The organism is Corynebacterium maris DSM 45190 (assembly GCF_000442645.1).
Taxonomy (GTDB): Bacteria; Actinomycetota; Actinomycetes; order Mycobacteriales; family Mycobacteriaceae; genus Corynebacterium; species Corynebacterium maris.
The window spans coordinates 2,558,519-2,583,826 of sequence record NC_021915.1; the positions used below are offsets into that span (position 1 = coordinate 2,558,519).

The 25,308-nt window shown below is 66.7% G+C and carries 22 protein-coding genes; 11 read left to right on the forward strand and 11 right to left on the reverse strand.

The window, feature by feature from the left end; all coding sequences use genetic code 11:
• Positions 1–2: 2 nt before the first annotated feature.
• The 6 genes from B841_RS11955 to B841_RS11980 are packed head-to-tail and all read right to left on the reverse strand — an operon-like array spanning position 3 to position 5,702.
• Complete coding sequence (locus B841_RS11955) at positions 3–683, reverse strand: sirohydrochlorin chelatase (protein WP_020935755.1); 681 nt, start codon at positions 681–683, stop codon at positions 3–5.
• Complete coding sequence (locus B841_RS11960; RefSeq protein WP_020935756.1) at positions 683–1,984, reverse strand: sulfate adenylyltransferase subunit 1; 1,302 nt, start codon at positions 1,982–1,984, stop codon at positions 683–685. Before B841_RS11960 ends, B841_RS11955 begins: the two co-directional genes overlap by 1 nt.
• The gene (gene cysD, locus B841_RS11965; RefSeq protein WP_020935757.1) at positions 1,984–2,901 is read right to left on the reverse strand and encodes a sulfate adenylyltransferase subunit CysD; all 918 of its coding nucleotides are present in this window, start codon (positions 2,899–2,901) and stop codon (positions 1,984–1,986) included. The genes B841_RS11960 and cysD overlap by 1 nt, the downstream gene beginning before the upstream one ends.
• 40 nt (positions 2,902–2,941) lie before the next feature.
• Positions 2,942–3,730, reverse strand: a complete 789-nt coding sequence (locus B841_RS11970; RefSeq protein WP_020935758.1) for a phosphoadenylyl-sulfate reductase — start codon at positions 3,728–3,730, stop codon at positions 2,942–2,944.
• A complete protein-coding gene (locus B841_RS11975; protein ID WP_020935759.1) occupies positions 3,727–4,029 on the reverse strand; it encodes a hypothetical protein in 303 nt (100 codons plus the stop codon). Before B841_RS11975 ends, B841_RS11970 begins: the two co-directional genes overlap by 4 nt.
• Entirely contained in the window at positions 4,029–5,702 is a 1,674-nt protein-coding gene (locus tag B841_RS11980; protein ID WP_020935760.1) for a nitrite/sulfite reductase, read from the reverse strand. Before B841_RS11980 ends, B841_RS11975 begins: the two co-directional genes overlap by 1 nt.
• A gap of 348 nt (positions 5,703–6,050) precedes the next feature.
• Here B841_RS11980 and B841_RS11985 point away from each other — a divergent pair, with 348 nt between their 5' ends.
• The 3 genes from B841_RS11985 (at position 6,051) to B841_RS11995 (ending at position 10,337) form a co-directional block, all read left to right on the forward strand.
• The gene (locus B841_RS11985; protein WP_020935761.1) at positions 6,051–6,548 is read left to right on the forward strand and encodes a ferredoxin/ferredoxin--NADP reductase; all 498 of its coding nucleotides are present in this window, start codon (positions 6,051–6,053) and stop codon (positions 6,546–6,548) included.
• 99 nt (positions 6,549–6,647) lie between these two features.
• Positions 6,648–8,378, forward strand: a complete 1,731-nt coding sequence (locus B841_RS11990) for an ABC transporter ATP-binding protein (protein WP_020935762.1) — start codon at positions 6,648–6,650, stop codon at positions 8,376–8,378.
• A 3-nt stretch (positions 8,379–8,381) separates the two neighbouring features.
• Complete coding sequence (locus tag B841_RS11995) at positions 8,382–10,337, forward strand: ABC transporter ATP-binding protein (protein ID WP_020935763.1); 1,956 nt, start codon at positions 8,382–8,384, stop codon at positions 10,335–10,337.
• A gap of 57 nt (positions 10,338–10,394) precedes the next feature.
• Here the strand turns inward: B841_RS11995 and B841_RS12000 are convergent, their stop codons facing one another.
• Positions 10,395–10,880, reverse strand: coding sequence for a hypothetical protein (locus B841_RS12000; RefSeq protein ID WP_156844809.1), 486 nt, complete (start codon positions 10,878–10,880; stop codon positions 10,395–10,397).
• Positions 10,881–11,267: 387 nt separating this feature from the next.
• On the opposite strand from B841_RS12000, the gene B841_RS12005 reads away from it, so the two are divergent.
• The 4 genes from B841_RS12005 (at position 11,268) to sucD (ending at position 14,658) form a co-directional block, all read left to right on the forward strand.
• On the forward strand, positions 11,268–11,864 hold the full coding sequence (locus B841_RS12005) for a peroxiredoxin (RefSeq protein ID WP_020935765.1): 597 nt from the start codon (positions 11,268–11,270) through the stop codon (positions 11,862–11,864).
• Between the two features lie 3 nt (positions 11,865–11,867).
• Positions 11,868–12,392: a carboxymuconolactone decarboxylase family protein gene (locus tag B841_RS12010; RefSeq protein ID WP_020935766.1), complete on the forward strand. Its 525-nt coding sequence runs from the start codon at positions 11,868–11,870 to the stop codon at positions 12,390–12,392.
• A gap of 203 nt (positions 12,393–12,595) precedes the next feature.
• Positions 12,596–13,744 carry an ADP-forming succinate--CoA ligase subunit beta gene (gene sucC, locus B841_RS12015; RefSeq protein ID WP_020935767.1) on the forward strand — a complete coding sequence of 383 codons (1,149 nt, stop codon included), beginning with the start codon at positions 12,596–12,598 and terminating at the stop codon, positions 13,742–13,744.
• Between the two features lie 11 nt (positions 13,745–13,755).
• Complete coding sequence (gene sucD, locus B841_RS12020; protein ID WP_020935768.1) at positions 13,756–14,658, forward strand: succinate--CoA ligase subunit alpha; 903 nt, start codon at positions 13,756–13,758, stop codon at positions 14,656–14,658.
• Positions 14,659–14,786: 128 nt separating this feature from the next.
• Here sucD and B841_RS12025 read toward each other — a convergent pair whose 3' ends face one another.
• The gene (locus B841_RS12025; protein WP_020935769.1) at positions 14,787–15,545 is read right to left on the reverse strand and encodes a hypothetical protein; all 759 of its coding nucleotides are present in this window, start codon (positions 15,543–15,545) and stop codon (positions 14,787–14,789) included.
• Positions 15,546–15,801: 256 nt separating this feature from the next.
• Here B841_RS12025 and B841_RS12030 point away from each other — a divergent pair, with 256 nt between their 5' ends.
• From B841_RS12030 to B841_RS12045, 4 genes are all read left to right on the forward strand, one after another.
• Positions 15,802–19,173, forward strand: a complete 3,372-nt coding sequence (locus B841_RS12030; RefSeq protein WP_020935770.1) for a (Fe-S)-binding protein — start codon at positions 15,802–15,804, stop codon at positions 19,171–19,173.
• A 124-nt stretch (positions 19,174–19,297) separates the two neighbouring features.
• A complete protein-coding gene (locus B841_RS12035) occupies positions 19,298–19,936 on the forward strand; it encodes a DUF1707 SHOCT-like domain-containing protein (protein ID WP_041631899.1) in 639 nt (212 codons plus the stop codon).
• 74 nt (positions 19,937–20,010) lie between these two features.
• Complete coding sequence (locus B841_RS12040) at positions 20,011–21,354, forward strand: pyridoxal phosphate-dependent aminotransferase (RefSeq protein WP_020935772.1); 1,344 nt, start codon at positions 20,011–20,013, stop codon at positions 21,352–21,354.
• On the forward strand, positions 21,355–22,965 hold the full coding sequence (locus tag B841_RS12045) for an ABC-ATPase domain-containing protein (protein WP_020935773.1): 1,611 nt from the start codon (positions 21,355–21,357) through the stop codon (positions 22,963–22,965).
• Between the two features lie 10 nt (positions 22,966–22,975).
• Here B841_RS12045 and B841_RS12050 read toward each other — a convergent pair whose 3' ends face one another.
• Genes B841_RS12050 through dcd form a run of 3 tightly spaced genes read right to left on the reverse strand, consistent with a single transcriptional unit; the run spans position 22,976 to position 25,289 of the window.
• Complete coding sequence (locus B841_RS12050) at positions 22,976–23,353, reverse strand: hypothetical protein (protein ID WP_041631900.1); 378 nt, start codon at positions 23,351–23,353, stop codon at positions 22,976–22,978.
• Positions 23,354–23,363: 10 nt separating this feature from the next.
• Complete coding sequence (locus B841_RS12055; RefSeq protein ID WP_041631901.1) at positions 23,364–24,683, reverse strand: UDP-glucose dehydrogenase family protein; 1,320 nt, start codon at positions 24,681–24,683, stop codon at positions 23,364–23,366.
• Positions 24,684–24,725: 42 nt separating this feature from the next.
• Positions 24,726–25,289, reverse strand: coding sequence for a dCTP deaminase (dcd, locus tag B841_RS12060; protein ID WP_020935776.1), 564 nt, complete (start codon positions 25,287–25,289; stop codon positions 24,726–24,728).
• Positions 25,290–25,308: the final 19 nt, after the last annotated feature.

Below are 25,308 nucleotides of genomic sequence, written 5' to 3' on the forward strand. Positions count from 1 at the left end.
CCTTATCTCAAGGCGGCGGCGTAGCGGGCCGCAACGAGCGGCGCCAGGTCGGGAAACAGCGGGGCGGAGATGCTCGAGTCCGCGCTGAGGGAGGACGCCGCCTTGTCCAGCAGCAGTCCGTGGGTGACAAAGAGTGGGAGCACGTGGATGGGGCCGTGTTCGGCCTCCACGTCGGTGAGCGTGCGGGTGGCGTTGGTGGCGGGCACGACGTCCACGGGGCGGTCGAGTCGCTCGGCGACCAATGCCGCGAGGGCGTCGACGTCGTCCTGCGACTGCTTCCGGGACGAGCCCACCGGGTAGAGCACCAGGCGGGCGTCGGCGGGGGCGTCGGCGCGAGCGCGCTCGGCGAGAATGTCCGCCAGGTCCGGGCCGCTGCCCAGGCCGTCGGCCAAGATGAGTTTCACGCCGTGGTCTCGTTCGGCCTCCCCGATCTCGGCGGGGACGTCCTCGGTGGTGTGGTATCCGCGGGTGAACAGCAGCGGCACCACCACGGCTTCGCGGTCGTCGCCGAGCGTGCTGACGACGAAATCGAGGGTGAGGCGGTGAAACTCCAGATGGGCGATGGCCGCTGATCGTGTCTGCGGCTGAAGCAGCGGCAGCGTGGCCGCGGCCAACTTCGCCACCCCGGCGTGCGCGTGCGGGTGCCGGGATCCGTGGGACAGGACGATCAGCGGCGGGGCCATCAGCGCAACCTGGTTCCCACGAAGCCGGCGGCCAGGGTGGTGCCGGAGGATTTGTCGATGACCAGGAAGTTGCCGACGGCGCCGCGGGCGGCGTAGTCCTCGACGAGCAGCTCGCTCGCGACCTCGACGGTGACGTGCGCGATGTCGTTGAGGCCCAGGGACCCCGGCGATTCCTTGTCACCGGCGGCGTCGTCGATGTCGAGCACGCGGTCGACGGAGGCGATGCGGCCGCGGATCAGGGAGGTGCCGTAGCGAATCTTGACGGTCTGGCCCGCCCGCACGTCTTGCTCGGTCAGGCCCACGACGGTGGCCGCGAAGGAGCGGACCGGTTCGGGGCGCTGCGGGCCGGTGATCAGGTCGCCGCGGATCAGGTCGATGTCGTCGGCGAGCCGCAGCGTGACGGACTCTCCGGCGGCGGCGGTCTGCGCGGCGGCCAGGCCGTCGGCGGTGTCGATGTGGGTGACCGTGGTGGTGCGGCCGTAGGGCAGGGTGATCTCGTCGCCGACGGAGACGGAGCCGGCCTCGATGCGGCCGGCGTAGCCGCGGTAGTCGGTGGCGTGCTCGCGGATGACGTACTGGATCGGCAGGCGGAAGTCGTGCTCGTCGGCGCGGCCGTGGCCGACCTCGACGCCCTCGAGGATCTGCAGCACGGTCGGGCCGGCGTACCAGCCCATGTTCTGGCTCTGCTCGACGACGTTGTCACCCTTGAGCGCGGAGATCGGCACGGCGTGCGGTTCGGCGACGCCGAGTTCCTTGGCCTTGGCGGTGAACTTCTCCTCGATGCCGCGGAAGACGTCTTCGGAGTAGTCGACGAGGTCGATCTTGTTGACGCCGAGCACGACCGTCTTCACGCCCAGCAGGGAGGCGATGGTCAGGTGCCGGATCGTCTGCTCGACGACGCCGTGGCGGGCGTCGACGAGCAGGACGACGACCTGGGAGGTCGACATGCCGGTGACGGTGTTGCGGGTGTACTGCACGTGCCCCGGGGTGTCGGCCAAAATGAAGGCGCGCTCGTCGGTGGCGAAGTACCGGTAGGCGACGTCGATGGTGATGCCCTGCTCGCGCTCGGCGCGCAGGCCGTCGACCAGCAGAGAGAGGTCCAGGCCGTCGAAGCCGCGGTCGGCGGAGGACTGCTCCACCGAGGCGAGGGTGTCGGCCAGCACACTCTTGGTGTCGTGCAGCAGGCGTCCGACGAAGGTGGACTTGCCGTCGTCGACGGAGCCGGCGGTGCACAGCCGCAGCGTCTCGCGGTCGGCGATGACGTCGGAGGCGGATTCGATCACGGGTGCGGAGCTACTCATCAGAAGTAACCCTCCTTCTTACGGTCTTCCATGGCGGACTCGGACAGGCGGTCGTCGGCGCGGGTGGCGCCGCGTTCGGTGAGGGTGGAGGTGGAGATCTCCGCGAGCACCGCGTCAATCGACGCGGCGTCGGACTCGACGGCGCCGGTGCAGGACATGTCGCCCACGGTGCGGTAGCGCACGGTGCGCACCTCCAGCTGCTCGTCCTTGCCCGGGCCGCCCCATTCGCCCGGGGTCAGCCACATGCCGTCGCGGTTGAACACCTCGCGGTCGTGGGAGAAGTAGATGCTGGGCAATTCGATGCCGCGGGCACCGATGTATTCCCAGATGTCCGTCTCCGTCCAGTTGGAGATGGGGAAGACGCGGATGTTTTCGCCCGGCAGCTTTTCGCCGTTGTACAGGCTCCACAGCTCGGGGCGCTGCCGGCGCGGGTCCCAGCCGCCGAAGGAGTCGCGCACGGAGAAAACGCGCTCCTTGGCACGCGCGCGTTCCTCGTCGCGGCGGGCGCCGCCCAGGACGGCGTCGTAACCGCGGTCGGCGATCGTCTCGACGAGCGGGACGGTCTGCAGCGGGTTGCGCGTGCCGTCCGGGCGCTCCTGCAGCTCGCCGCGGTCGATCCAGTCCTGGACCTTGGCCACGTGCAGGCGGGCGCCGGTCTCCTCCACGAGACGGTCGCGGAAGTCGAGGACCTCCGGGAAGTTGTGCCCGGTGTCCACGTGTAGCAGCTCAAACGGAACGGTCGCCGGGGCGAACGCGCGGCGGGCGAGCTCGAAGACGACGCAGGAGTCCTTGCCGCCGGAGAAGAGCAGCCCGATCTTGTCGAACTGTCCCGCGACCTCGCGCAGGATGTGGATGGATTCGTTTTCCAGGTCCCGCAGGTGCGGGGACAGAGTTGTGTCAGTCACTGTTTGGGTCATGTGTTGGCTCACTTGGCTGAAAGTAGTTGAGGCTAAGAAATTAGGTGTGCAGGCCGCACTCGGTTTTACCCGACCCGGCCCAGCGCCCGGCGCGCGGATCCTGGCCTTCGGCGACCGGCAGGGTGCACGGCGCGCAGCCGATGGAGGGATACCCCTGGGTGGTCAACGGGTGGACGATGAGATCGTGCTCCGCGATGTAGGCGTCGGTCTCCTCCAGCGTCCAGGTGATCATCGGGGAGATCTTCAGCCGCCCGGTGCGGTGCAGCGACAGGGCGGGCGCCTCGGCGCGGGAGGGGCCGTCGTCGCGGCGCAGCCCGTCGATCATGCCGGTGTACGGGCTCAGGCCCGCGGCCATGGGCTCGACCTTGCGCATGCGGCAGCAGGCGGTCGGATTGTTGCGGTAGAGGTTGACGCCGTAGGTGTCGTCCTGTTCCTCCGTGGTGAGGATGGATCTCACCCGGGTGAGCCGGTTGTCCGGGTAGCGGCGCTCCACCTGGTCGGCGACGTCGACGGTCTCCGGAAAGTGGTAGCCGGTGTCCAGGAAGATGGCGTCCAGGCCCGGGAAGTGGCGCGCCGAGAGCTCGGCGAGGACGGTGTTTTCCATGGACATGGTCATCACCAGCGGGTGCGGTGCGTGCTCGCGGGCCCACTCCATGATGTTCTGCGCGGATTCGTCGTACAGCGTATCCGCCCACTCCTCCACCAGTTCCGCGTTGCGGGCGACGACGTCCTCCGGCAACGGGGCGGTGCCCGTCGTGCCGGCCGGACTGATGTCCGGGTCCCGGTGCGCGGGGCCGCCGCCGCCCAATAAGTTGACGCTGCTGGTCATTGTTCTTCCACCTCGTGTTCTTTGGCAGGGGTCGCCCCAGTGTCGCCCGTTTTCTTCAGCACCGCATCATGACCGTGCCTACGCAGTGAATTCTGCAGGGCCTGCTCGGTGGAGAGCGCCGGTGCGGGCGCGTGTTCCGGGTCGTCTTGGCCGTGGAACATCACGGAGAAGATGCGCAGGCACTCCTCGCACTTCCAGGCGAAGTCGCCTTCCTCATCGGGGAAAAGGTCCATGCCGCCGCAGTAGGGGCAGTGCGTGGGGTGGTTGCGGTTCGGGTTCGGCTTGCGACGAAAGGCCATTACTTGATGTCTTCCTCGTCGGCGCGCAGGAGCCAGTCCCGGAAGATCTCGCCTTCCTCGCGCTTGTCCTTGTAGTTGCTGACCACGCGCACCACGTAGTCGGTCAGCTCGGTGGACAGCACCTTGTGACCGCGGATCTTGCGGCCGAAGTTGGCGCCTTCGCCGACGGTGCCGCCCAAGTGGACCTGGAAGCCTTCGACGCGGTTGCCGTCGGCGTCGGTGACCGTCTGGCCCTTGAAACCCATGTCGGAGACCTGGGTGCGGGCGCAGGCGTTGGGGCAGCCGTTGAGTGAAATGGTGATCGGCGAATCCAGGTCGCCGAAGCGCTCCTCCAGCTCGTCGGTGAGCTCGATGGCGCGCGACTTGGTGGTCGTGTGCGCGAGCTTGCAGTACTCCAGGCCGGTGCAGGAGATCAGGCCGCGGCGGAATTCGCTGGGGGTGGTGTACAGGCCCAGCTGGTCCAGCTCCGCGGAAAACGGCTCGATCTGATCCTTTTCCAGGTCCAGGAACAGCAGCTCCTTGAACGGGGTGTGGCGCAGTCGGGTCAGACCGTATTTTTCCGCCAGATCGGCCAGGGCGATCAGCTGCTCGCCGGTCATGTGCCCCAGCGTCGGCTTGGCGCCCAGGTAGAACTTGCCGTCCTTCTGCTCGTGCACGCCGATGTGGTCGCGGTCGACGGGGTTGGCGGCCGGGTCCGGACCGTCGGGCAGCCGGTAGCCCAGGTACTCCTCTTCGAGGATCTCGCGGAACTTCGCGTGCCCCCACTTGGCCACGAGGAACTTCAGGCGGGCGCGGTTGCGCAGACGGCGGTAGCCGTAGTCGCGGAAGATCTTGGTCACCCCGGCCCAGACCTCGGGCACCTGCTCGAGGGTGACGAACACGCCGAGGGACTGCGCGAGCATCGGGTTGGTGGACAGGCCGCCGCCGACGAAGCACTGGAAGCCGGGGCCGAACTCCGGGTGCTGCACGGCCTGGAAGGAGACGTCCTGGATTTCGTGGGTGACGTCCTGGCGGGCGTTGCCGGAGATGGCGCTCTTGTACTTGCGCGGCAGGTTCTGGAATTCGGGGTTCGGCAGGAGTTCGTTTTTGATGACGTCGATCGCCGGCTGGGCGTCGATGATCTCGTCCTTGGCCACCCCGGCGACCGGGGAGCCCAGGATGACGCGCGGCACGTCGCCGCAACCGTTGAGGGTGTCCAGGCCGACAGACTCGAGTTTCTCCCAGATGGCGGGGACGTCCTCGATGCGCACCCAGTGCAGCTGGATGTTCTGGCGGTCGGTGAAGTCGACGGTGGAACGCGCGTAGTCGCGGGAAATCTCGCCGATGGCGCGGGCGCGCGTCGGGGAGGACTGGCCGCCGTCGAAGCGGATGCGCATCATGAAGTACTCGTCCTGCAGCTCCGAGTTGTCCTTGCCGGTGTGCTCGGTGCCCAGGTTCTGCTTGCGCTGGGTGTACATGCCGACCCACTTGAAGCGCGGGGCCAGGTCGTCGTCGGGGATGGAGGCGAAGCCCTCCTTGGAGTAAATGTCGATGATCCGCTGCTTGACGGCCAGGCCCGGATCTTCCTGCTTGACCTCTTCTTCGTGGTTGAGGGGCGCGTCGCCGTCGATCTTCCACTGGCCTTCGGGCTTGGGGGCTCGGCGCTTCGGTTTGGTGTCGGTTGCTGTGGTCACGTCGGGCACACCTTTCTCCGGACTGGTTTGTCTAGTTCCGGTTTGTCGGCACCCACTCTAGGCGCTCGTTCGCTGTCTGGAATGAAACTTAACCGAACCACTCGGTCTAAACAATTGGATCAGTTCGGTTCACCCACCCGCGCCCGAAGAGTCCAGAACCAGAAACGGCCGATACCTGCATATTCACGCCTATGTGCAGGCTGAATTTTATCCCCGGTCCCGACCCCCACCCCCGCCGGCCCCTGAATTTAAAAGCGGGGAAACGTTCCCTGCCGCCGCCTGGGGTGCTAATTCTTAGACAAAGCGGTCTACCAATGGCAGACAAATCGCCCAAGAAAGGCTTCCCACATGACTCACCGCACCCCCTTGCGCATCGCCGTCATCGGCGCCGGCCCGGTCGGCCTCCACGCAGCCGAGCAGCTGATCTGCAACGGCATGCGGGAGGTCCACGTCGACATCCTCGAGGCCCGCCCCGCCGCACCCGGGCTGATCAAGTTCACGCAGGCCATCGACGGCGCCGTCGAGCCCCTCCCCGAGCACTACACCCGCCCGCACCTGCGGGTGATCGGCAACGTCACCGTGGGCCGCGACGTGCTCCGCGAGGAGCTCGACGGCCACTACGACGCAGTCCTCGACGCCACCGCCGGCGCGGCCCCCGACGCCGTCGACGTGACGACGCTGATCGCCACCGCCCTCGGCGACGTCACCGACCTGTTGGCCTTCCGCTCCCTGCCGCACACCGTCTGGACCGGATGGCGCCGCCTCGACGAGTCGGTGCGCCGGGGCGCCGGCGGATGGCGGGAAACCGTGCTGCGGGCCCGCGCGGTGCCCGTGTGCGACCAGTGAGGCCAGGCGTCGTCAAGCTGCTAAATTTAAGCGGACCCGGCGCGTGACGCCACCTCCGTCCACGCCTCCAGCCCACGCTTCACCCCACAAAGGATTCCCGTGGAACTGCTCCGCTTGCTCTCCGCGCGCTCAAAGCCCTATCTGGGCGCGATCGCGGCCATCGTCGTCCTGCAGACGATTTCCACCCTGGCCACGCTGTACCTGCCCTCACTCAACGCCCGCATCATCGACGAGGGCGTGTCCCAGGGCAACGTCCCGTTCATCTGGCGCATCGGCGGCGTCATGCTTATCGTCGCGTTCGTGCAGGTCATCTCGGCGGGCATCGCCATCTGGTTCGGCGCGCGTACCTCCATGGGCGTCGGCCGCGACGTGCGCGCCGACGTCTTCGACCGCGTGACGGACTTCTCCGCGGAAGACGTCTCCCACTTCGGGGCCGCCACCTTGATCACCCGCGGCACCAACGATGTGCAGCAGGTCCAGATGACCTTCCTGATGGTGCTGAACTTCATGGCGCCGGTGCCCATCATGATGGTCGGCGGGGTGGTCATGGCCCTGCGCGAGGACCCCGGCCTGTCCTGGCTGGTGGGGGTCTCCGTGCTGGTGCTGCTGGTGGCGGTCGGCGCGCTGATCGCGGCCCTGATGCCGTTGTTCCAGGGCCTGCAGGGCAAAATCGACCGCATCAACGGGATCTTGCGCGAGCAGATCACGGGCGTGCGCGTCGTCCGCGCCTTCACCCGCGAGGACCACGAGACACGGCGTTTCGACGCCGCGAACGCCGACCTGACGAAACTGTCGCTGAAGATCGGCAACCTGTTCGTGCTGATGTTTCCCGTGATCATGTTGATCCTCAACGTCGCCACCGGCGCGGTGATGTGGTTCGGCGGGATCCGCGTCGACCAGGGCCTGGTGCAGGTCGGCTCGCTGACCGCGTTCCTGCAGTACCTGCTGCAGATTCTCGCCGCCGTCATGATGGGTGCGTTCATGGCGATGATGCTGCCGCGTGCCATCGTCTGCGCCCGCCGCGTCACCGAGGTGCTGCAGCGTGAACCGTCCATCGCGGAGCCCGCCGAGCCCACCCCGGCGGCCCCGGCCCGCGGCGTCGTGACGTTCGAGGGGGTCGACTTCACCTACCCGGGCGCCGACGCCCCCGTGCTGGACGACATTTCCTTCACCGCCGAACCCGGCCAGGTCACCGCCATCATCGGCGCCACCGGTTCCGGCAAGTCCTCGTTGTTGTCGCTGATCCCGCGGCTCTACGCCCCGACCGGCGGGCGGGTGCTCATCGACGGCGTGCCCGTGACCGAACTCGCGCGCCAGGACATCGTCGACCGGGTGGCCATGGTCCCGCAGAAGCCGTACCTCTTCTCCGGGACGGTGGCCAGCAACCTGCGCATCGGTGACCCCGACGCCACCGACGACGACCTCTGGGAGGCCCTCGAGATCGCCCAGGCGGACTTCGTGCGACGCCACGAGGACGGCCTGAACATGGCGATCTCCCAGGGCGGCACCAACGTCTCCGGCGGGCAGCGCCAGCGGCTGGCGATCGCCCGTTCGTTGGTGGCTGAGCCGAAGATCCACCTTTTCGACGACTCTTTCTCCGCCCTCGACGTCATGACCGACGCCCGGTTGCGGGCGGCGCTGCGCCCCACGATCGCCGACGCCACCGTCATCGTCGTCGCGCAGCGCGTCAGCTCCATCGTCGACGCCGACCAGATCCTGGTCATGGAGGCCGGGGCCGTCACCGCCCGCGGCACCCACGAAGAATTGTTGGAGACCTCGACGACCTACCGGGAAATCGTCAGCTCCCAGATGACCGCGGAAGAGGCATAGGCCATGGCACGCACGCGCAATGAGCTCCAGGACCTGACTGAGGAAGAACTGCTCGAGCTGCAGGAGAAAGCCGGCGAAGGGTCCGCGCCGCGCCAGGCGAAGAACTTCGCCGCTGCCGGCGCCCGCCTGCTGGGCCTGATCGCCCCGCACAAGGCGAAGATGGGCCTCGTCCTACTCTTGGTGACGATATCGGTGGTGCTCACCGTCTACGCCCCGCTCGTGACCGGCCGCGCCATGGACGTCATCTTCTCCGGCGCGATCTCCTCTCAGATGCCGGCCGGGCTGACCCGCGAGGACGTCATCGCCGGCCTGCGCGCCGAAGGACAGAACACCTTCGCCGACATGCTCACCGCCATGGAGCTGACCCCCGGGACGGGCATCGACTTCGACCGGCTCGGCCAGCTGATCCTCTTGATCATCGCCCTCTATGTCTTTGCCTCGTTCTTCATGTGGCTGCAGGGCTTCATCCTCAACCGCATGGTCATGCGCGTGGTCTACGGGCTGCGCGTCGACGTGGAAGCCAAGATCAACTCGCTGCCGTTGAGCTATTTCGACCGCGGCCAGCGCGGCGACATCCTCTCGCGCACCACCAACGACGTGGACAACGTGCAGCAGGCGTTGCAGCAGACGCTGTCGCAGGCGGTGCACTCGCTCATGATGCTGGTGGGCATCACCGTGATGATGTTCACCGTCTCCTGGCAGCTCGCGCTCGTGGCGCTGCTGGCGATCCCGCTGACGGCCGGGGTGCTGGCGGTGATCGGCTCGCGCTCACAGCGCCAGTTCGCCACCCAGTGGCGCTCCACCGGCATGCTCAACGGCCACATCGAGGAAACCTTCTCCGGCCACGACCTCATCCAGATCTTCGGGCGCCGGGAGCAGGCGGGCGAGGTCTTCGACCGCCGCAACGGCGAGCTCTACGAGGCGGCCGCGTCCGCGCAGTTCCTCTCCGGGCTGATGATGCCGATCATGCAGTTCATCTCCTACCTGTCTTATGTGGCCATCGCGGTGTTCGGCGGCCTGCGCGTGGCCGGCGGGCAGATGACCCTCGGCGAGGCGACCGCCTTCATCCAGTACTCGCGGCAGTTCAACCAGCCGCTCAGCGAACTGGGCGGCATGCTGCAGATGGTGCAGTCGGGCGTGGCCTCCGCGGAGCGCATCTTCGAGCTTCTCGACGCCGAGGAGCAGCGCCCCGAGACCGCCGGCGCCCGCCTCGACGGCCGCGCCCGCGGGTTGGTGGAGTTCCATGACGTGGACTTCTCCTACTCGGAAGACCAGGAGTTGATCCGTGGCCTGAGCCTGCGGGTGGAACCCGGTCAGACCGCCGCGATCGTGGGCCCCACGGGGGCGGGCAAGACCACGTTGGTCAACCTCATCATGCGCTTCTACGAACTCGACGGCGGCGCCATCACCCTTGACGGCACCGACATCTCCGAGCTGTCGCGCCGTGGGCTGCGCTCCCAGGTGGGGATGGTGCTGCAGGACGCCGTGCTGTTTGAGGGCACCATCAGGGACAACATCCGCTACGGCCGCCTCGACGCCACCGACGAGGAGGTCCTGGCCGCGGCGAAGGCCACCTACGTCGACCGCTTCGTGCACACGCTGCCCGAGGGCTACGACACTGAGATCTCCCAGGACGGCGGTTCGCTCTCGGCCGGCGAGCGGCAGCTGATCACCATCGCCCGCGCCTTTTTGGCCCGGCCGGCGCTGCTCATCCTGGACGAGGCGACCTCCTCGGTGGACACCCGCACCGAGGTGCTGGTCCAGGAGGCGATGAGCGCCCTGCGCGCCGAGCGCACCTCCTTCGTCATCGCGCATCGCTTGTCGACGATCCGCGACGCCGACCTCATCCTGGTCATGGAGTCCGGCGCCATCGTCGAACAGGGCACCCACGACGAGCTGATCGCCGCCGAGGGCGCCTACCACCGGCTGTACCAGTCACAGTTCGCGGAAGAAGAGTAGTCACGGAGCTGTCCGGGGCCGAGCGTCGTTAAGCCCGCCCCACAGGACCGGCCCGGATCAGCCGAAGTGCTCCTCCACCTGTTGCACCCGAAGAGTGAATTCGTCCTGGACTCGCTTGGTGCGATCGGGCTGAGCGCGCATTTCCTGTAGGGACCACAGGGTGGCGTCGGGGACCGACAGGGTGATCACCTCGTCCGAGCCCGGCGCCCCGCGCAGCAGCTGCACCAGCGCCCACAGCATGGTGTGGGGAAGCAGATACGTCATCCTCGACGGATCGGCGGTGACGCGGACGAGCTGCGGGTCGACCTCCGGGCGGAGGCCGGTGGTGTAGCGCACCGGCAGCCGCGGGATGCGGGAGCCGGCGGCCTGTGTGTCGGCACGTTCCGGGTCGGTCAGCATGCCCGGATCAGCCACCCAGGCGCTCAGTTCAAAGAGCCGGCCGAGCCGGGAGAGCAACCACTGCAGGTCGGACAGCGGGAGGCCGGCGGGGCCGACCTCGACCTGGAGGGTCACCCTGACATGAGTCGCGAGCACGTTTGCCATGCCCGCCATCGTGCCACCGTCGGTGAGGCTATGCAGCCCCACCAGGACCACTTCCGCTTTCCCGTCCCTGTGCCGGGGAGTGACCGTAGGCCGCGCCTCACGCCCTGTGGTCGACGAAAAATTTTCCTGCATGTCACCTTCCTGGCCTCTTCTCCCTCGCGGCCTTGTAGCCCGCACACATGCACCTATAGGGCAGCATGAATATTTTCTGGCAATAAATAAAGAAATAGGTATACTGATGTTAATGGCGAAAATTTACACCCGTTTGGGTATGAATTTCCCGCCCTCCTATTGCGAATGGGCCACGTTTCTATATCGTTAGAGACAACGCTCACGTATGCGGAGCACCAGACAGCAGATTCCACTATCAGAAGAGGTAGTTTTTCTATGGCAATCATGACCGTTGGAGAGAAGTTCCCGGAGTTCGAGCTCCTCGCCCTCAAGGGCGGCAACCTGTCCGAGGCTAACGCCCAGCAGCCGGACGACTACTTCGAGACCGTCTCCCTGGACACCTACCCGGGCAAGTGGAAGATCGTCTTCTTCTACCCGAAGGACTTCACCTTCGTCTGCCCGACCGAGATCGCCGCTTTCGGCAAGCTCGACGAGGAGTTCCAGGACCGCGACACCCAGGTCCTGGGCGGCTCCGTGGACAACGAGTTCTCCCACTTCAACTGGCGCGCGACCAACGATGAGCTGAAGGACGTCCCGTTCCCGATGTTCTCCGACATCAAGCACGAGCTCATCCGTGAGCTGGGCGTCGAGAACGAGGAGGGCGTCGCCGACCGCGCGACCTTCATCATCGACCCGGACGGCATCATCCAGTTCGTCTCCGTCACCCCGGACGCCGTCGGCCGTAACGTCGACGAGGTCCTGCGCGTCCTGGACGCCCTGCAGTCCGAGGAAGTCTGCGCCTGCAACTGGGAAGCCAACGACCCGACCAAGAACATCGACAAGATGGACGTGGTCCAGGAGGCTCTGAAGTAAAGTATGTCTATCGATAACCTGCGTAGCGCGCTTCCGGAGTACGCCAAGGATCAGAAGCTCAACCTGGGCACTCTGACCCGTTCGACCGAGCTGTCCGAGCAGCAGCTGTGGGGCACCCTGCTGGCCTCCGCAGCCGCCACGAAGAACGACACCGTCTTCTCGGAGATTTCCGAGGAGGCCAAGGAGCACCTGTCCGAGGAGGCCTTCGAGGCAGCCCTGGGCTCCGCCACCGTCATGGCGATGAACAACGTCGCCTACCGTGCCCGTCACTTCCTGGGTGATGACTACGCGCAGGTCAAGATGGGCCTGCGCATGAACATCATCTCCAAGCCGGGCGTGGAGAAGGTCGACTTCGAGCTGTGGTCCCTGGCAGTCTCCACCATCAACGGTTGCGAGAACTGTGTCGTCGCACACGCCAACACCGTGCGCGAAGAGGGCCTGACCAAGGAGCAGGTCTGGGAGGCCGTCAAGGTCGCCGCAGTCGTCGAGGCTGTCGCCCAGGCCGTGCAGATCGAAGCCGCCCGCTAAGCGTTTCCCGCTTATCGGCGCGTCGCTAGCTCTCAGCGCCGCTCGCCGCCGCCCCTTCAGTGGATATTCACTGAAGGGGCGGCGGCTTTTCGGCTTTCTCGGTCTCCCGTCACGCCCGTGGCAATGTCGCTACACTGCGGGGCTAACGGCGCTCCGAGCACGTCGGCGTCACCGTTGACCGCACCAGCGATGGGAGCACGACCATGGACCTCTTCGAGTACCAGGCACACGAACTTTTCGCCGCCCACCACGTCCCCGTCCTGCCCAGCCAGGTCGCCACCACCCCCGCCGAGGCCCGCGCCGCCGCGGAACGCATCGGCGGCCCAACGGTGGTCAAGGCGCAGGTGCAGGTCGGCGGCCGAGGCAAGGCCGACGGCATCCAGATGGCCAGCACCCCGGAAGAGGCCGCCACCGCCGCCGAGGAGATCCTGGGCATGGACATCAAGGGCCACACCGTGGACAAGGTCATGGTGGCTCAGGCCGTCGACGTCGCGGAGGAATACTACTTCTCCGTCCTGCTCGACCGGGCGGAACGCTCGTATCTGGCGCTGTGCTCGACGCAGGGCGGCATGGACATCGAGCAGTTGGCCGAGGACAGGCCGGAAGCCCTGGCCCGGGTCCCGGTCGACCCGTTGACGGGCATCGATGCCGCCACCGCCCGCCGCATCGTGGCAGAAGCCGGCTTCCGCGATGACGTCGCGGCGAAGGTCGCGCCCGTGCTGCAGCGGATCTACGAGGTCTACCACGAGGAAGACGCCACCTTGGTGGAGGTCAACCCGCTCGTGCTCACCGCCGACGGCGAGATCCTCGCCCTCGACGCGAAGGTCACCCTGGACGGCAACGCCGCGTTCCGCCACGACGACCGCGACAACGGCTCCGCGCACGACTACAACTACGTCAAGCTCGACGGTTCGGTGGGCGTGATCGGCAACGGCGCTGGTCTGGTCATGTCCACCCTCGACGTGGTCGCCGCCGCCGGTGAACGCCACGGCGGGCAACGGCCCGCCAACTTCCTCGACGTCGGCGGCGGGGCTTCCGCGGAGGTCATGGCGACCAGCCTGGAGCGGGTGCTTGACGACGAGCAAGTCACCGCCGTGCTGGTCAACGTCTTCGGCGGCATCACGGCCTGCGACACAGTCGCCGAAGGCATCGTCGGCGCCCTCCGGGAGATCGGTGACGCCGCCTCCAAGCCCATCGTCGTGCGCCTCGACGGCAATAGCGTCGAGGAGGGTTGCCGCATCCTCGCCAACTACGACCACCCCTTGCTGACCCTGGTGTCCAGCATGGACGACGCCGCCGACAAAGTCACCGAGCTCGCCGCCAGCGAGCAGCTCGCGCCCGTCACCACCTAAAGGAGCCCACCATGGCGATCTTCCTCGACGAGAATTCCCGCATCATCGTCCAAGGCATCACCGGCGCCGAAGGCCGTGAGCACGCCACCCGCATGCTCGCCGCCGGCGCGAACGTCGTCGGCGGCACCAACCCCCGCAAGGCCGGCGAGACCCTCACCCTGCACGGCACACAGTTGCCCGTCTTCGGCACCGTGGCCGACGCAGTGGAGGAGACGGACGCGAACGTGACGGTGATCTTCGTGCCGCCGGCCTTCGCCAAGTCCGCGATCATCGAGGCGATCGACGCCCGCATTCCGCTGGCCGTGGTCATCACCGAGGGCATCCCCGTCCACGACACCTCCGAGGCGTGGGCACACGCGCAGAAGGTCGGCGGCACCCGCATCATCGGCCCGAACTGCCCCGGCGTCATCACCCCGGAGGTCTCCCTGGCCGGCATCATCCCCGCCTCGATCACCGGTTCAGGCCCGGTGGGGCTGGTGTCCAAGTCCGGCACCCTGACCTATCAGATGATGTACGAACTCTCCGACGTCGGCATTTCCACGGCCATCGGCATCGGCGGCGACCCCATCATCGGCACCACCTTCATCGACACGCTCGAGGCCTTCGAGGCGGACCCGGCCACCGAGGCCATCATCATGATCGGCGAGATCGGCGGCGACGCCGAGGAACGCGCCGCCGAGTACATCGCCGAGCACGTGAGCAAGCCCGTCGTCGGCTACGTCGCCGGCTTCACCGCCCCGGAGGGCAAGACCATGGGGCACGCGGGCGCGATCGTCACCGGCTCCGTCGGCACCGCCCAAGCAAAGAAGGAGGCTCTGGAAGCCGCCAGCGTCCACGTGGGCACCACCCCGACGGAGACCGCCGACCTGATGAAGGAACTCGTCGGGAAGCTTCGCGTGGAATCATGCCCGTGACCGTCTGTTACCCCATAGGCGTTGCCCCATAGGACTCAGTTTTCCGGGCCGGAGCACACAAAATCGCTTCCTATGGGGCAACGCCTATGGGGTAACGGGACCCAAGCTCTTCGCGCACCCTGCCCCGCCTAGGTCGCTCCCCCGCCCAGCACATCCACGTGCACGTGGTCGAGGTGCCGCAGGATCTCGTTGGCAGGTTCAGGCGCCCGGTAGTTCCGCCACTGCCCGCGGAAGCTGTGGGCGCTCCAAATCCGGTCATCGAAGATGACGTACTGGACGTGCAGCTCATCGGCATGGGCGATCAACCACTGAGCCAACCGCCACCCCGCCCGCCGGTTATCCTCCGTGGCTGGGCGGAAGAAGACGTCGATGGCACGCCCGTCATAGTGCGTCGAGTTTTCACCGTGGCCGTAATCGAAGCCGCCCGGGGTGAAGCCGCCCAGGGGAAGCTCACCGAAGACTTCGGTCATCGCCGCACGCACCTGCTCGGCACGCGGGGTCAGGCCGCTGGCCGTCATCTGCTCGTCAGGAAGGTCGCCGGCGGCTGTTCCGCTGCAGGTCAAGCTCGGTCCGGCGTCTTCGGGCGGGCCTTCCGCGAGCCGCCGCAGCACGGCGTCATCAATGCCCGAAACGTCCGGCGTCTCAGCTCCCCGGTCCGCGAGCGCCACCGCCGTGGTGGCCAGCTGCGCCTGCTTTCGGTCAAGTCCGATTGCGCCGTCCGCGGTCTCGACCGTGCACTCGGCGGGCCAAGGCAACGGGTTGTCCCCCTCCCGCACACTGCGGAGCAGGCCGGGGCCATAGATCGCCAGCGCCGCGATCAGTGCCGCGACCAGGACGAGACCCAAGAGGGCACGGAGCGGGCTTCGGTCGTCGTTACCGGTGCTCATCGTGGTGCTTCTCCTCCCGGTGCGCGCAGGCACCGCGGCGGGGGGTGCCCGCGACGGTGGCCAGAAGCCGATGAGGTGTCATTGCTCCCCAAGTTACCGAGGACCGGCGGGATGATGGTTCGGAGCCGCAGTCTTCCCGAGCAGATCCCAAACTGCCGTTCCCGAATAAAACCCGATGGCGACTGCCGCGTTATCCCCAGACCGCTTTATGGTGGTATCGACCACTCGGTTTTAAAAATGCAAAGGGAAGCCACGCATGATCTACTCCGCTGACGAAGCGGTCTCGGCGGCCACGATCACCCTCGGGGTGATCGGCGTCGTCCTGGCCATCCCGGCCTTCGCGCTATTCCTCTATGGCGCCTACCGGATCTTCCGGCTCGTCGCCGCCGGCAAGCCGTTGCCCGGCAGGCTCGACCGCCCATGGCAACGCCTGGGCACGACGCTGCGGCAGACCTTCGGCCACACGAAGATGTTCAAACGCCCGCTCGCAGGCGCCGCGCACTTGGCGGTGATGCTGGGATTCATGTTCGGCATCGTCGTCTGGTTCGAAGCCTTCATCCAGACGTTCAATCCGGCGGGCGGTTGGCCGATCCTCTCCGGGTGGCCGATCTACCACTTCGTGGAGGAGATCCTCGGCCTGGCCACGGTCATCGGCATTCTGGTGCTCATTGGCGTGCGCCTGAAGCTCGGTGACAAAGAACGCGCGTCACGTTTCTACGGCTCGCACATGATCCCCGGTTACGTCATCGAAGCCGTGGTGCTGCTCTCCGGGCTGGGCATGCTGCTGGTCAAGGCCTCGAAAATCGCGACCTTCGGCGGCGGCTCCCTGTGGGCCGACTTCTTCACGATTCACCTGGCGAACCTGTTCCCCGCCTCGCCGGTGCTGGTCAGCGTCATCGCTCTGATCAAGCTGCTCTCCGGCATGGTCTTCCTCGTCTTTGTCGGCATCAACCTGACGTGGGGCGTGGCGTGGCACCGTTTCACCGCGTTCTTCAACCTCTTCTTCCAGCGCAACCCCGACGGCAAGCCCGCCAACGGCAAGCTCAAGCCGATGACCGACCAGCACGGCAACCGCGTCACCCTGGACACCGTCGACGACGACACCGTCACCGGCGTCGGCTTCACCACCGACGCCTCGTGGAAGATGCTGCTGGACACGACCACCTGCACCGAGTGCGGCCGTTGCCAAGACCTGTGCCCCGCGTGGAACACCGGCAAACCGTTGAGCCCGAAGAAGGTCATCATGGACCTGCGCGACGCGGCGATGGCCGACGCCGATGTGCTGCGCGATCCCAGCGTCCTCGAGGCGGACGACTCGCACGCGGGCCTCGACGTGCTCAAGCTCGCCGGTGAAGGTGGCGTCATCGAAGACGACGTCCTGTGGTCCTGCACCAACTGCGGCGCCTGCGTGGACCAGTGTCCGGTGGACATCGAGCACATCGACCACATCACTGACCTGCGCCGCTTCCAGGTGCTGGCCGACGCGGACTTCCCCTCCGAGCTGGCCGGCATGTTCACCAATATCGAAAACAAGGGCAACCCGTGGGGCCGCAACAACTCCGAGCGTGCCCAGTGGGTCGAACAGGCCCGCCGCGACGGCGTCGAGGTGCCCGTCTTCGGCGAGGACGTCCACGACTTCAACGACACCGAGTACCTGTTCTGGGTCGGCTGCGCCGGCGCCTACGACGAACAGGGCCGCCGCACCTCCCGCGCGGTCGTCGACCTGCTGCACACCGCCGGTGTGAAGTACATGGTGCTGTCCACCGGCGAAACCTGCACCGGCGACCCGGCGCGCCGTGCGGGCAACGAGTTCCTCTTCCAGATGCAGGCCGCCCAGAACATCGACACGCTCGACGAGGTCTTCGACGGCGTGCCGCAGGGCCAACGCAAGATCATCACCACCTGCCCGCACTGCTTCAACACCATCCGCAACGAGTACCCGGACTTCGACGGCCACTACGACGTCTTCCACCACACGCAGCTGCTCAACCGCCTGGTGCGTGACAAGTGGCTGACCCCGGTTCCGCGCACCCCGGACCAGCGCAAGCCGATCACCTACCACGACCCCTGCTTCCTCGGCCGCCACAACCAGGTCTTCGACCCGCCGCGCGAACTGCTCGGCGCGACCGGCATCGAGCTACGCGAGATGAACAAATCCCGCAACGAGGCCTTCTGCTGCGGCGCGGGCGGCGCCCGCATGTTCATGGAGGAGAACATCGGCCAGCGCGTCAACGAGTTCCGCACCGGACAGGCCATGGAGACCGGCGCCGAGGAAATCGCCACCGCCTGCCCGTTCTGCACCACCATGTTCGACGGCGGCGTCAAGGCGCTGACGCAAGACTCCGAAGGCCCCAAGCCGGAGGTCCGCGACGTCGCCGTGCGACTGCGTGACAGCGTGCTTGTCGACGACCAGTTGCCCGCACCCCGCCAGAAGGAATTCCTCGTCGAGCCGAAACGCCTCGAGCTCAGCATCACCCCGAAGAAGAAGGGGCCCGAGAAGTCCACGACTCCGCCGGAAGGCGGGTCGACGGCGGCATCTGCGGCTCCGGCTACTCCGAGTGCGCCGGCGGCGCCTTCTGCTCCGAGCGCGAATTCTGCAGCCGCAGAAACGCCTGCTGCTCCGGGAACTCCTACCGCGCCGGGCGTCCCCGCGGCACCCTCTGCCCCGAGCACACCCCCTGCCCCAGCAGAAAAATCTGCAGTACCTGGCGTGCCCGGTGCGCCTACTTCCCCGGCAGTGCCCACAGCCCCTGCTGCGCCGGGCATGAATTCTGCACAGATGCCTGCGCCTCCGACCCCGAGCCTCCCGAGTGTCCCGGGCGCATCGACTCCTCCCGGAACCCCGCCTGCCCCGCCTGCGCCGGGTATAGATTCTGCAGCTGCAGAAAGGCCGGCCGTACCAGCCGCCCCGGGCACTCCCCCAGCCCCGCCCGCACCACCCGCCCCGGGTGGAAATTCTGCAGCTGCAGAAAAATCTGCAATACCTGGTGCGCCCGGCGCGCCTACTTCCCCGGCACCTGCTGCGCCAGGCACACATTCTGCACGTGCAGAAAACCCGGCTGTTCCGAGCACACCATCGATCCCTGCAGCGCCTGCGGCACCGGGCAGAAATTCTGCAGCTGCAGAATCTGCCAAGACGTCAGCACCTCCAGTACCGAATGCTCCGGGTGTGCCAACCGCGCCGACTCCTCCAGGAGTCCCGCCGGCACCGTCTGCTCCGGGTGCGGATTCTGCACGTGCAGAAAGCCCCTCCGTGCCAAGCATCCCCATCCCTCCTGCAGCACCTAATGCCCCGGCAGCACCGACAGCGCCGCCCGCACCGCAAGCACGGGGTGGAGATTCTGCGGCCGCAGAAAATACTGCTGCGCCACAGGCTCCTAGTACACCTGCTATTCCTGCGGCGCCTGGTTCACATTCTGCACGTTCAGAAAGCCCCTCCGTGCCGAGTGCCCCTGCCCCTCCCAAGACGCCTGGCGCAGATTCTGCAGCTGCAGAAAAACCCGCTCCCCCTGCGGCGCCCGCCACGCCGCCAACGCCACCGGCACCTCCCGCTCCTCCCGCTCCTCCGGCGCCGAAAGGCGTCGAGCCGGACGTCGATGAGCAGGACGACGAGTCTGGCCGCCAGTGAGTTCTTGTGATTCAATCCCCTGATTCCGTTCCGGAGTCAGGGGATTTCGGCATTCGCGGAGAGCATACGGAAATCAGGGTCTTCCCCGATTCATCGACGTGGGCCTGTGTCTAGAATCGGGACTATGAGCATCCCTTATGACAACCGTCGTAATCCTGCTGTTCGTCTCAGTGACGAAGAGCGGAATTCAGCGATGGCTGCCCTGGGGCGCGCGTTCGCGGAAGGCCGTCTGACCATTGACGAGTACGACGACCGCTGCAAAGGCGTGACCCACGCCAACGTGCGCAGTGATCTGGACCAGTACTTCCTAGACATTCCGCAAAACCCGGACGGCTCCGGCAAGGAACTGGACGCCGTGTACTCCGCCCAGGAGATTGCGGCGGCGCATAAGTCGTCGAAGAACATCAAGGCCGGGCTCTTGGGGTTGACCACGGTCGGCGCTTTGGTCGCTACCCCGATCCTCATGACCGCGGTCGGGGAGCTCGCGGGTCTGCTGATTTTTGTGATTCCGATGGTGTGGATCTTGTTGTACATCATGAAGATTGGCCCGAAGTCCTGGTACACGCCGTCGCCGAAGCAAATTGAGAAGGAGCGGTTGCGCGAGATCCAGTCCGCCGACGCCCTCCGTAACGCAGAGCGCAAGGCCGCGGAGCAGGCCCGCCAAGCGGAGTTGAAGGCGCAGCGGCAGCAGTTGGCCAGTGAACTGACGAATGAGGCGATGGGATTCGCGAAGCGCTCGTTGGACAAGTTCAAGAAGAAGTAGCATCCGGCCCGCACGCGCGGGGTGGCCCTCCGGCACTTTTCCCTGGGCATTGCTCCGTGTGGCACCATGTCCCTATGAGCGAGAACGAGCCAGATACCACAGACACGCCGCAGAACGAAAAAGAAACTACCAAACAGACGGCCCCGGCGAAGCAGGCGCCGGAGCAGCCGAAGAAGAAGGCCGCCTCGGCCCGTCGCACGTCGCGTACCTTCGACCAGGCGGACAAGCTGAAGAACGTCTTCTACGACATCCGCGGACCGCTCGCCGCGGAGGCTGAGCGCATGGAGTCCGAGGGCCACACCATCCTCAAGCTGAACACCGGCAACCCCGCCGTCTTCGGCTTCGACGCCCCGGACGTGATCATGCGCGACATGATCGCCAACCTGCCGACCTCGCAGGGCTACTCCACCTCCAAGGGCATCCTGCCGGCGCGCCGTGCGGTGGTCACCCGCTACGAAGTCATCGAGGACTTCCCCCACTTCGACGTCGACGACGTCTACCTGGGCAACGGCGTCTCCGAGCTGATCTCCATGGTCACCCAGGCGCTGCTCAACGACGGTGACGAGATCCTCATCCCCATGCCGGACTACCCGCTGTGGACCGCTTCGACGACGCTGGCCGGCGGCAATCCGGTGCACTACGTCCTCGACGAGGAGGACGACTGGAACCCGTCGATCGAGGACATCCGTTCCAAGATCACGGAGCGCACCAAGGCCATCGTGGTGATCAACCCGAATAACCCGACGGGTGCGGTGTACCCGCGCAAGGTGCTGGAAGACATCGCGCAGGTCGCCCGCGAACACGACCTGATGATCCTCGCCGACGAGATCTACGACCGCATCCTCTACGACGGCGCGCAGCACATCTCCATGGCGGAGGTCGCTCCCGATGTGCTGACCTTGACCTTCAACGGCCTGTCCAAGGCCTACCGCGTCGCCGGTTACCGCGCGGGCTGGGTCATCGTCACCGGGCCGAAGGAGTACGCCAAGGGCTTCATCGAGGGCCTGGAGCTGCTCGCCGGAACGCGGCTGTGCTCGAATGTGCCGGGCCAGCACGCCATCCAGGTGGCCCTCGGCGGCCGGCAGTCCATCTACGGGCTGACCGGCGAGGACGGCCGGCTGCTGCGCCAGCGCGACATCGCCTACGAGAAGCTCAACGAAATCCCGGGCGTGTCTGCGGTCAAGCCGAAGGGGGCGCTGTACGCGTTCCCGAAGCTGGACCCGAACGTCTACGAGATCCACGACGACACCCAACTGATGCTGGACCTGCTGCGCCAGGAAAAGATCCTCATGGTGCAGGGCACCGGCTTCAACATGCCGGACCACCAGCACTTCCGGGTGGTGACGCTGCCGTGGGCCTCACAGCTGGAAAATGCCCTCGACCGGCTGGGCAACTTCCTGGCCAGCTATCGCCAGTAGATGTCGCTGGCGTCCCGGCTCACTGCGCTCGACGGTAAAGGTTACGGCGCGTACAAGTCGCTGCGCGGGGAGCATGCCGTCGCCCCGGGCGTGACGCTGCACCTGGATAAGGTGCAGGCGGACCCCTTCGCCCCGCCCTCGCTGATCCGGGTCGTGCTCGAGCGCGCTGTCCTGGGGAATATCCACGATCTGGCCGTCTGGCATCCCGGGGCAGCGGGCGATCACCTGACTCGCCGGCTCGTGGGAGCGATCGCGGAGCTGAGCCCGCGCGGCAAGGAGAACGGCCAGCTGGGCATCGACCGACCAGGCCAGCAGGTCTTGGTGCGCTCCACCGTGGTCTTCACCCGTCATGGGTTGGAGCTACGGATGGAGGCGGCGCTGCCCGCGAAGGGTCGAAGGATCCGCGGCCGGGTGGCGGCGCGGCTGCTCACCGAGGTGCTGCCCGACGTCGTTACGCGGGCCGTTGTCGACGCCGACCCGGAGAAGCTGCAGGAGGCCATCCGCCTCAAGGTCGATCAGGAAGATCTGCGCGAGCAGGTGCGCGCCGACGACTTGGTGGCTTTTGTCGCCGACGGCTCCGTGCTCCCGCGCCGCTCCGGCGACAGCGACGAGCCGTTACGCACAGCCGTCACCTTCCAGTCCCCGGAGTCGCTGCGGCGGAGCTACCGGCTGCCGTCGGGCCGCGAGGTCACCGGCATGGGCCTCGCCCGCGGCGTCACCGTGATCGTCGGCGGCGGCTTCCACGGCAAGTCCACGCTGCTGCGTGCCCTGCAGTCCGGGGTCTATGACCACGTGGCGGGCGACGGGCGCGAGCTCATCGTGTCCGTGGACGACGCCGTCGCCCTGCGCGCCGAGGACGGCCGCGCGGTCACCGGGGTCGACATCTCCCAGTTCATCGATGGGCTGCCCACCGGCGCAGGCACGACGAACTTTTCGACGCCCAACGCCTCCGGGTCGACCTCCCAGGCCGCTTGGCTCAGCGAGGCCCTCGAGGCCGGTTCCAGCTGCTTGCTCATCGATGAGGACACCTCGGCGACGAACTTCATGATCCGTGACGAACGCATGCGCCTGCTCGTGCCCGCCGACAGGGAGCCGATCACCCCGCTCATCGACCGCATCCGCGGCCTCTGGGAGGGCGCGGGCGTGTCCACCGTGCTGGTCACGGGCGGATCGGGCGCGTATCTGGACGTCGCGGACCGCGTCATCCTCATGGACGACTACTTGCCCCTCGACGTCACCGAGCGCGCCGCCAAACTCCGAGAACCGGTCCCGGCGCAGGAGCCCTATCCCCTGCCCGCGCCGCGGCGCCCGCGTATCGACGTCCGGGGCAAGCGCCCGCCCCAGGCCAAAGGCCTGCAGGTGATCCGGGTGGGCGACGGCCAGCTGGATCTCTCCGCGCTGGCCCAACTCGTCGACGGCTCCCAGACCCGCACCATCGCGACGTTACTGCCGCGGGTGCAGCAACGGCTGGAGGGCGGCATGTCATTGGCCGAAGCTGTCGCGGCCGCGCTGCATGAGAACGTGGTGACCCGGCCCGGGCGACACCCCGGCAGGCTGGCGCAGGTGCGGCCGCAGGAGCTGATGTTCGCGGTCAACCACCTGCGTCCGTGAGAGCCGGGTGTCAGGCCACGACCGTTCCGTCGGGAAGCACCGTCTGACCGGAACCGGCGACATAAGAGCCGAGGCCGAGTTCTCGGGCACGCGCCTGGCCGCGGGCGAAGGCCTCGTCGGCGACGTCATCGGCGAAGCGTGCGTAAATATAGGTGGAACCGATGATGTAGCGGGTGGTGTTGTCCGCGCCGTCGACCTTCGGCGGGAACTCTTCGCGTGCCTTCGTCAGCCACGGCAGCAGCACCTCGGCGGTGCCGTCGGTGGAGTCGTAGTCCCGGTCCTCGACGAACTCCATCGTCAGGTCATACCAGTACAGGAAATCAGCAATGGTCTCATGCGGCACCTGGGCCGGGTCATACACGGTCAACACCTTCATGCCCTCAGACATTACCCTGCCCTCACAGGCTCCGGCCGAGGGCGCCGATCGTCCACCCCTCCGCCTGCCAGGCGTCGACGTCGAGCACGTTGCGGCCGTCGATGATCCGCCGCTGCGCGACCAGTTCACCCACGTGGCGCGGGTCCATGTCCCGGAACTGGCGCCACTCGGTGGCCAAAATGACCAGATCCGCGCCCGTCAATGCCTCGTCGAGGGTGTCGGCGTAGGTCAGCGTCGGAAACACCTTCCGCGCGTTGCCCATCGCCTGCGGATCAAACACGCTGACGTCAGCTCCCGCCAGGTTGAGCTGACCGGCCACCGACAACGCCGGCGAATCCCGCACATCGTCGCTGTTGGCCTTGAACGCCGCGCCCAGCACCGTGATGCGCCGGCCCATCACCGAGCCGCCGAGGAACTCCTTGGCCATCAGCACCAGACGTTCCCGCTGGCGCATGTTGATGGCGTCCACCTCGCGCAGGAAAGTCAGCGCCTGGTCAGCGCCCAGCTCGCCGGCCCGGGCCATGAACGCGCGGATGTCCTTCGGCAGACACCCGCCACCGAAGCCTAAGCCCGCGCCGAGGAACTTCCGGCCGATGCGCTCGTCGTAGCCGATGGCGTCGGCCAGCTTGGTCACATCGGCGCCGGCGGCCTCGCAGACCTCGGCGACGGCGTTGATGAAGCTGATCTTGGTGGCCAAAAACGCGTTCGCCGACGCCTTCACCAGCTCGGAGGTGGCCAGGTCCATTACTAGGAAGGGGATGTCCTCGGCGATCTGCGAGGCATAGACCTCCCGCAACACGCCCTCCGCCCGGGAGCCGTCGCGCAGACCGATGACGATGCGGTCGGGGTGGATGGTGTCCTCCACGCCGTGGGATTCGCGCAGGAACTCCGGGTTCCAGGCGATCTCCACATTCGTGTCTGGCCCGGCCAGCGCGTCGGCGCGTTCCTGCAGGGCTTGGGCGGTGCCCACCGGAACCGTCGACTTGCCGACGATCAGGTGATCGCCCTCAAGCAGCGGCACCAACGTGTCGATTACCGCGTTAACATACGTCAGATCCGCGGCATAGGAGCCGCGCTCCTGCGGGGTGCCCACGCCCAGGAAGTGCACGTGGGCGAAGGCCGCGGCGTCGGCGTAGTCGGCGGTAAAGCGCAGGCGGGCGTCGTCAAGATTCCTGCGCAGGATCTCCGGCAGCCCCGGTTCGTAGAACGGCACCTCGCCGCCTGTGAGCTGGTTGATTTTATTGTCATCCACATCCACGCCGATGACCTCATGGCCGAGTTCCGCCATGCAGGCCGCGTGGGTGGCACCGAGATACCCGGTGCCGATCACCGACATACGCATAAACGCCTAGGATAGCGACGCGGCCTTAACGAGGGGTGAAACCTAGCGGAAGTTCAGATAATACTTCGAGGGCGTGGGGCCGCGCTGGTTCATATACTTCGACCCCAGCTGACCCGTGCCGTAGGGCACCTCGGCGGCCGAGGACATCTGGAAGATCGCCAGCTGGCCGACCTTCATGTCCGGCCACAGCGTGATCGGCAAGTTCGCCACGTTCGACAGCTCCAGGGTGATGCATCCCGTGAAACCCGGGTCGATGAAACCGGCGGTCGAGTGGGTCAACAGCCCCAAACGACCCAGAGAACTTTTTCCTTCCAGGCGGCCGGCGAGGTCTTCCGGCAAGGTGAACATCTCCAACGTGGAGGCGAGCACGAATTCGCCCGGATGCAAGACGAAAGGCTCCTCCTCCGGCACCTCCACCATGGTGGTCAGGTCATCCATCGGCTGCTTGGGGTCGATGTGGGTGTATCGCGAGTTGTTGAACACCCGGAAGTATTTGTCCAGGCGGACGTCGATGCTCGACGGCTGCACCAATCGTGGCTCATATGGCTCGATGCCGAGGCGGCCGGAGTCTACGGCGGATCTGATGTCACGGTCTGAGAGAAGCACGACACCAGTCTACGTGCCC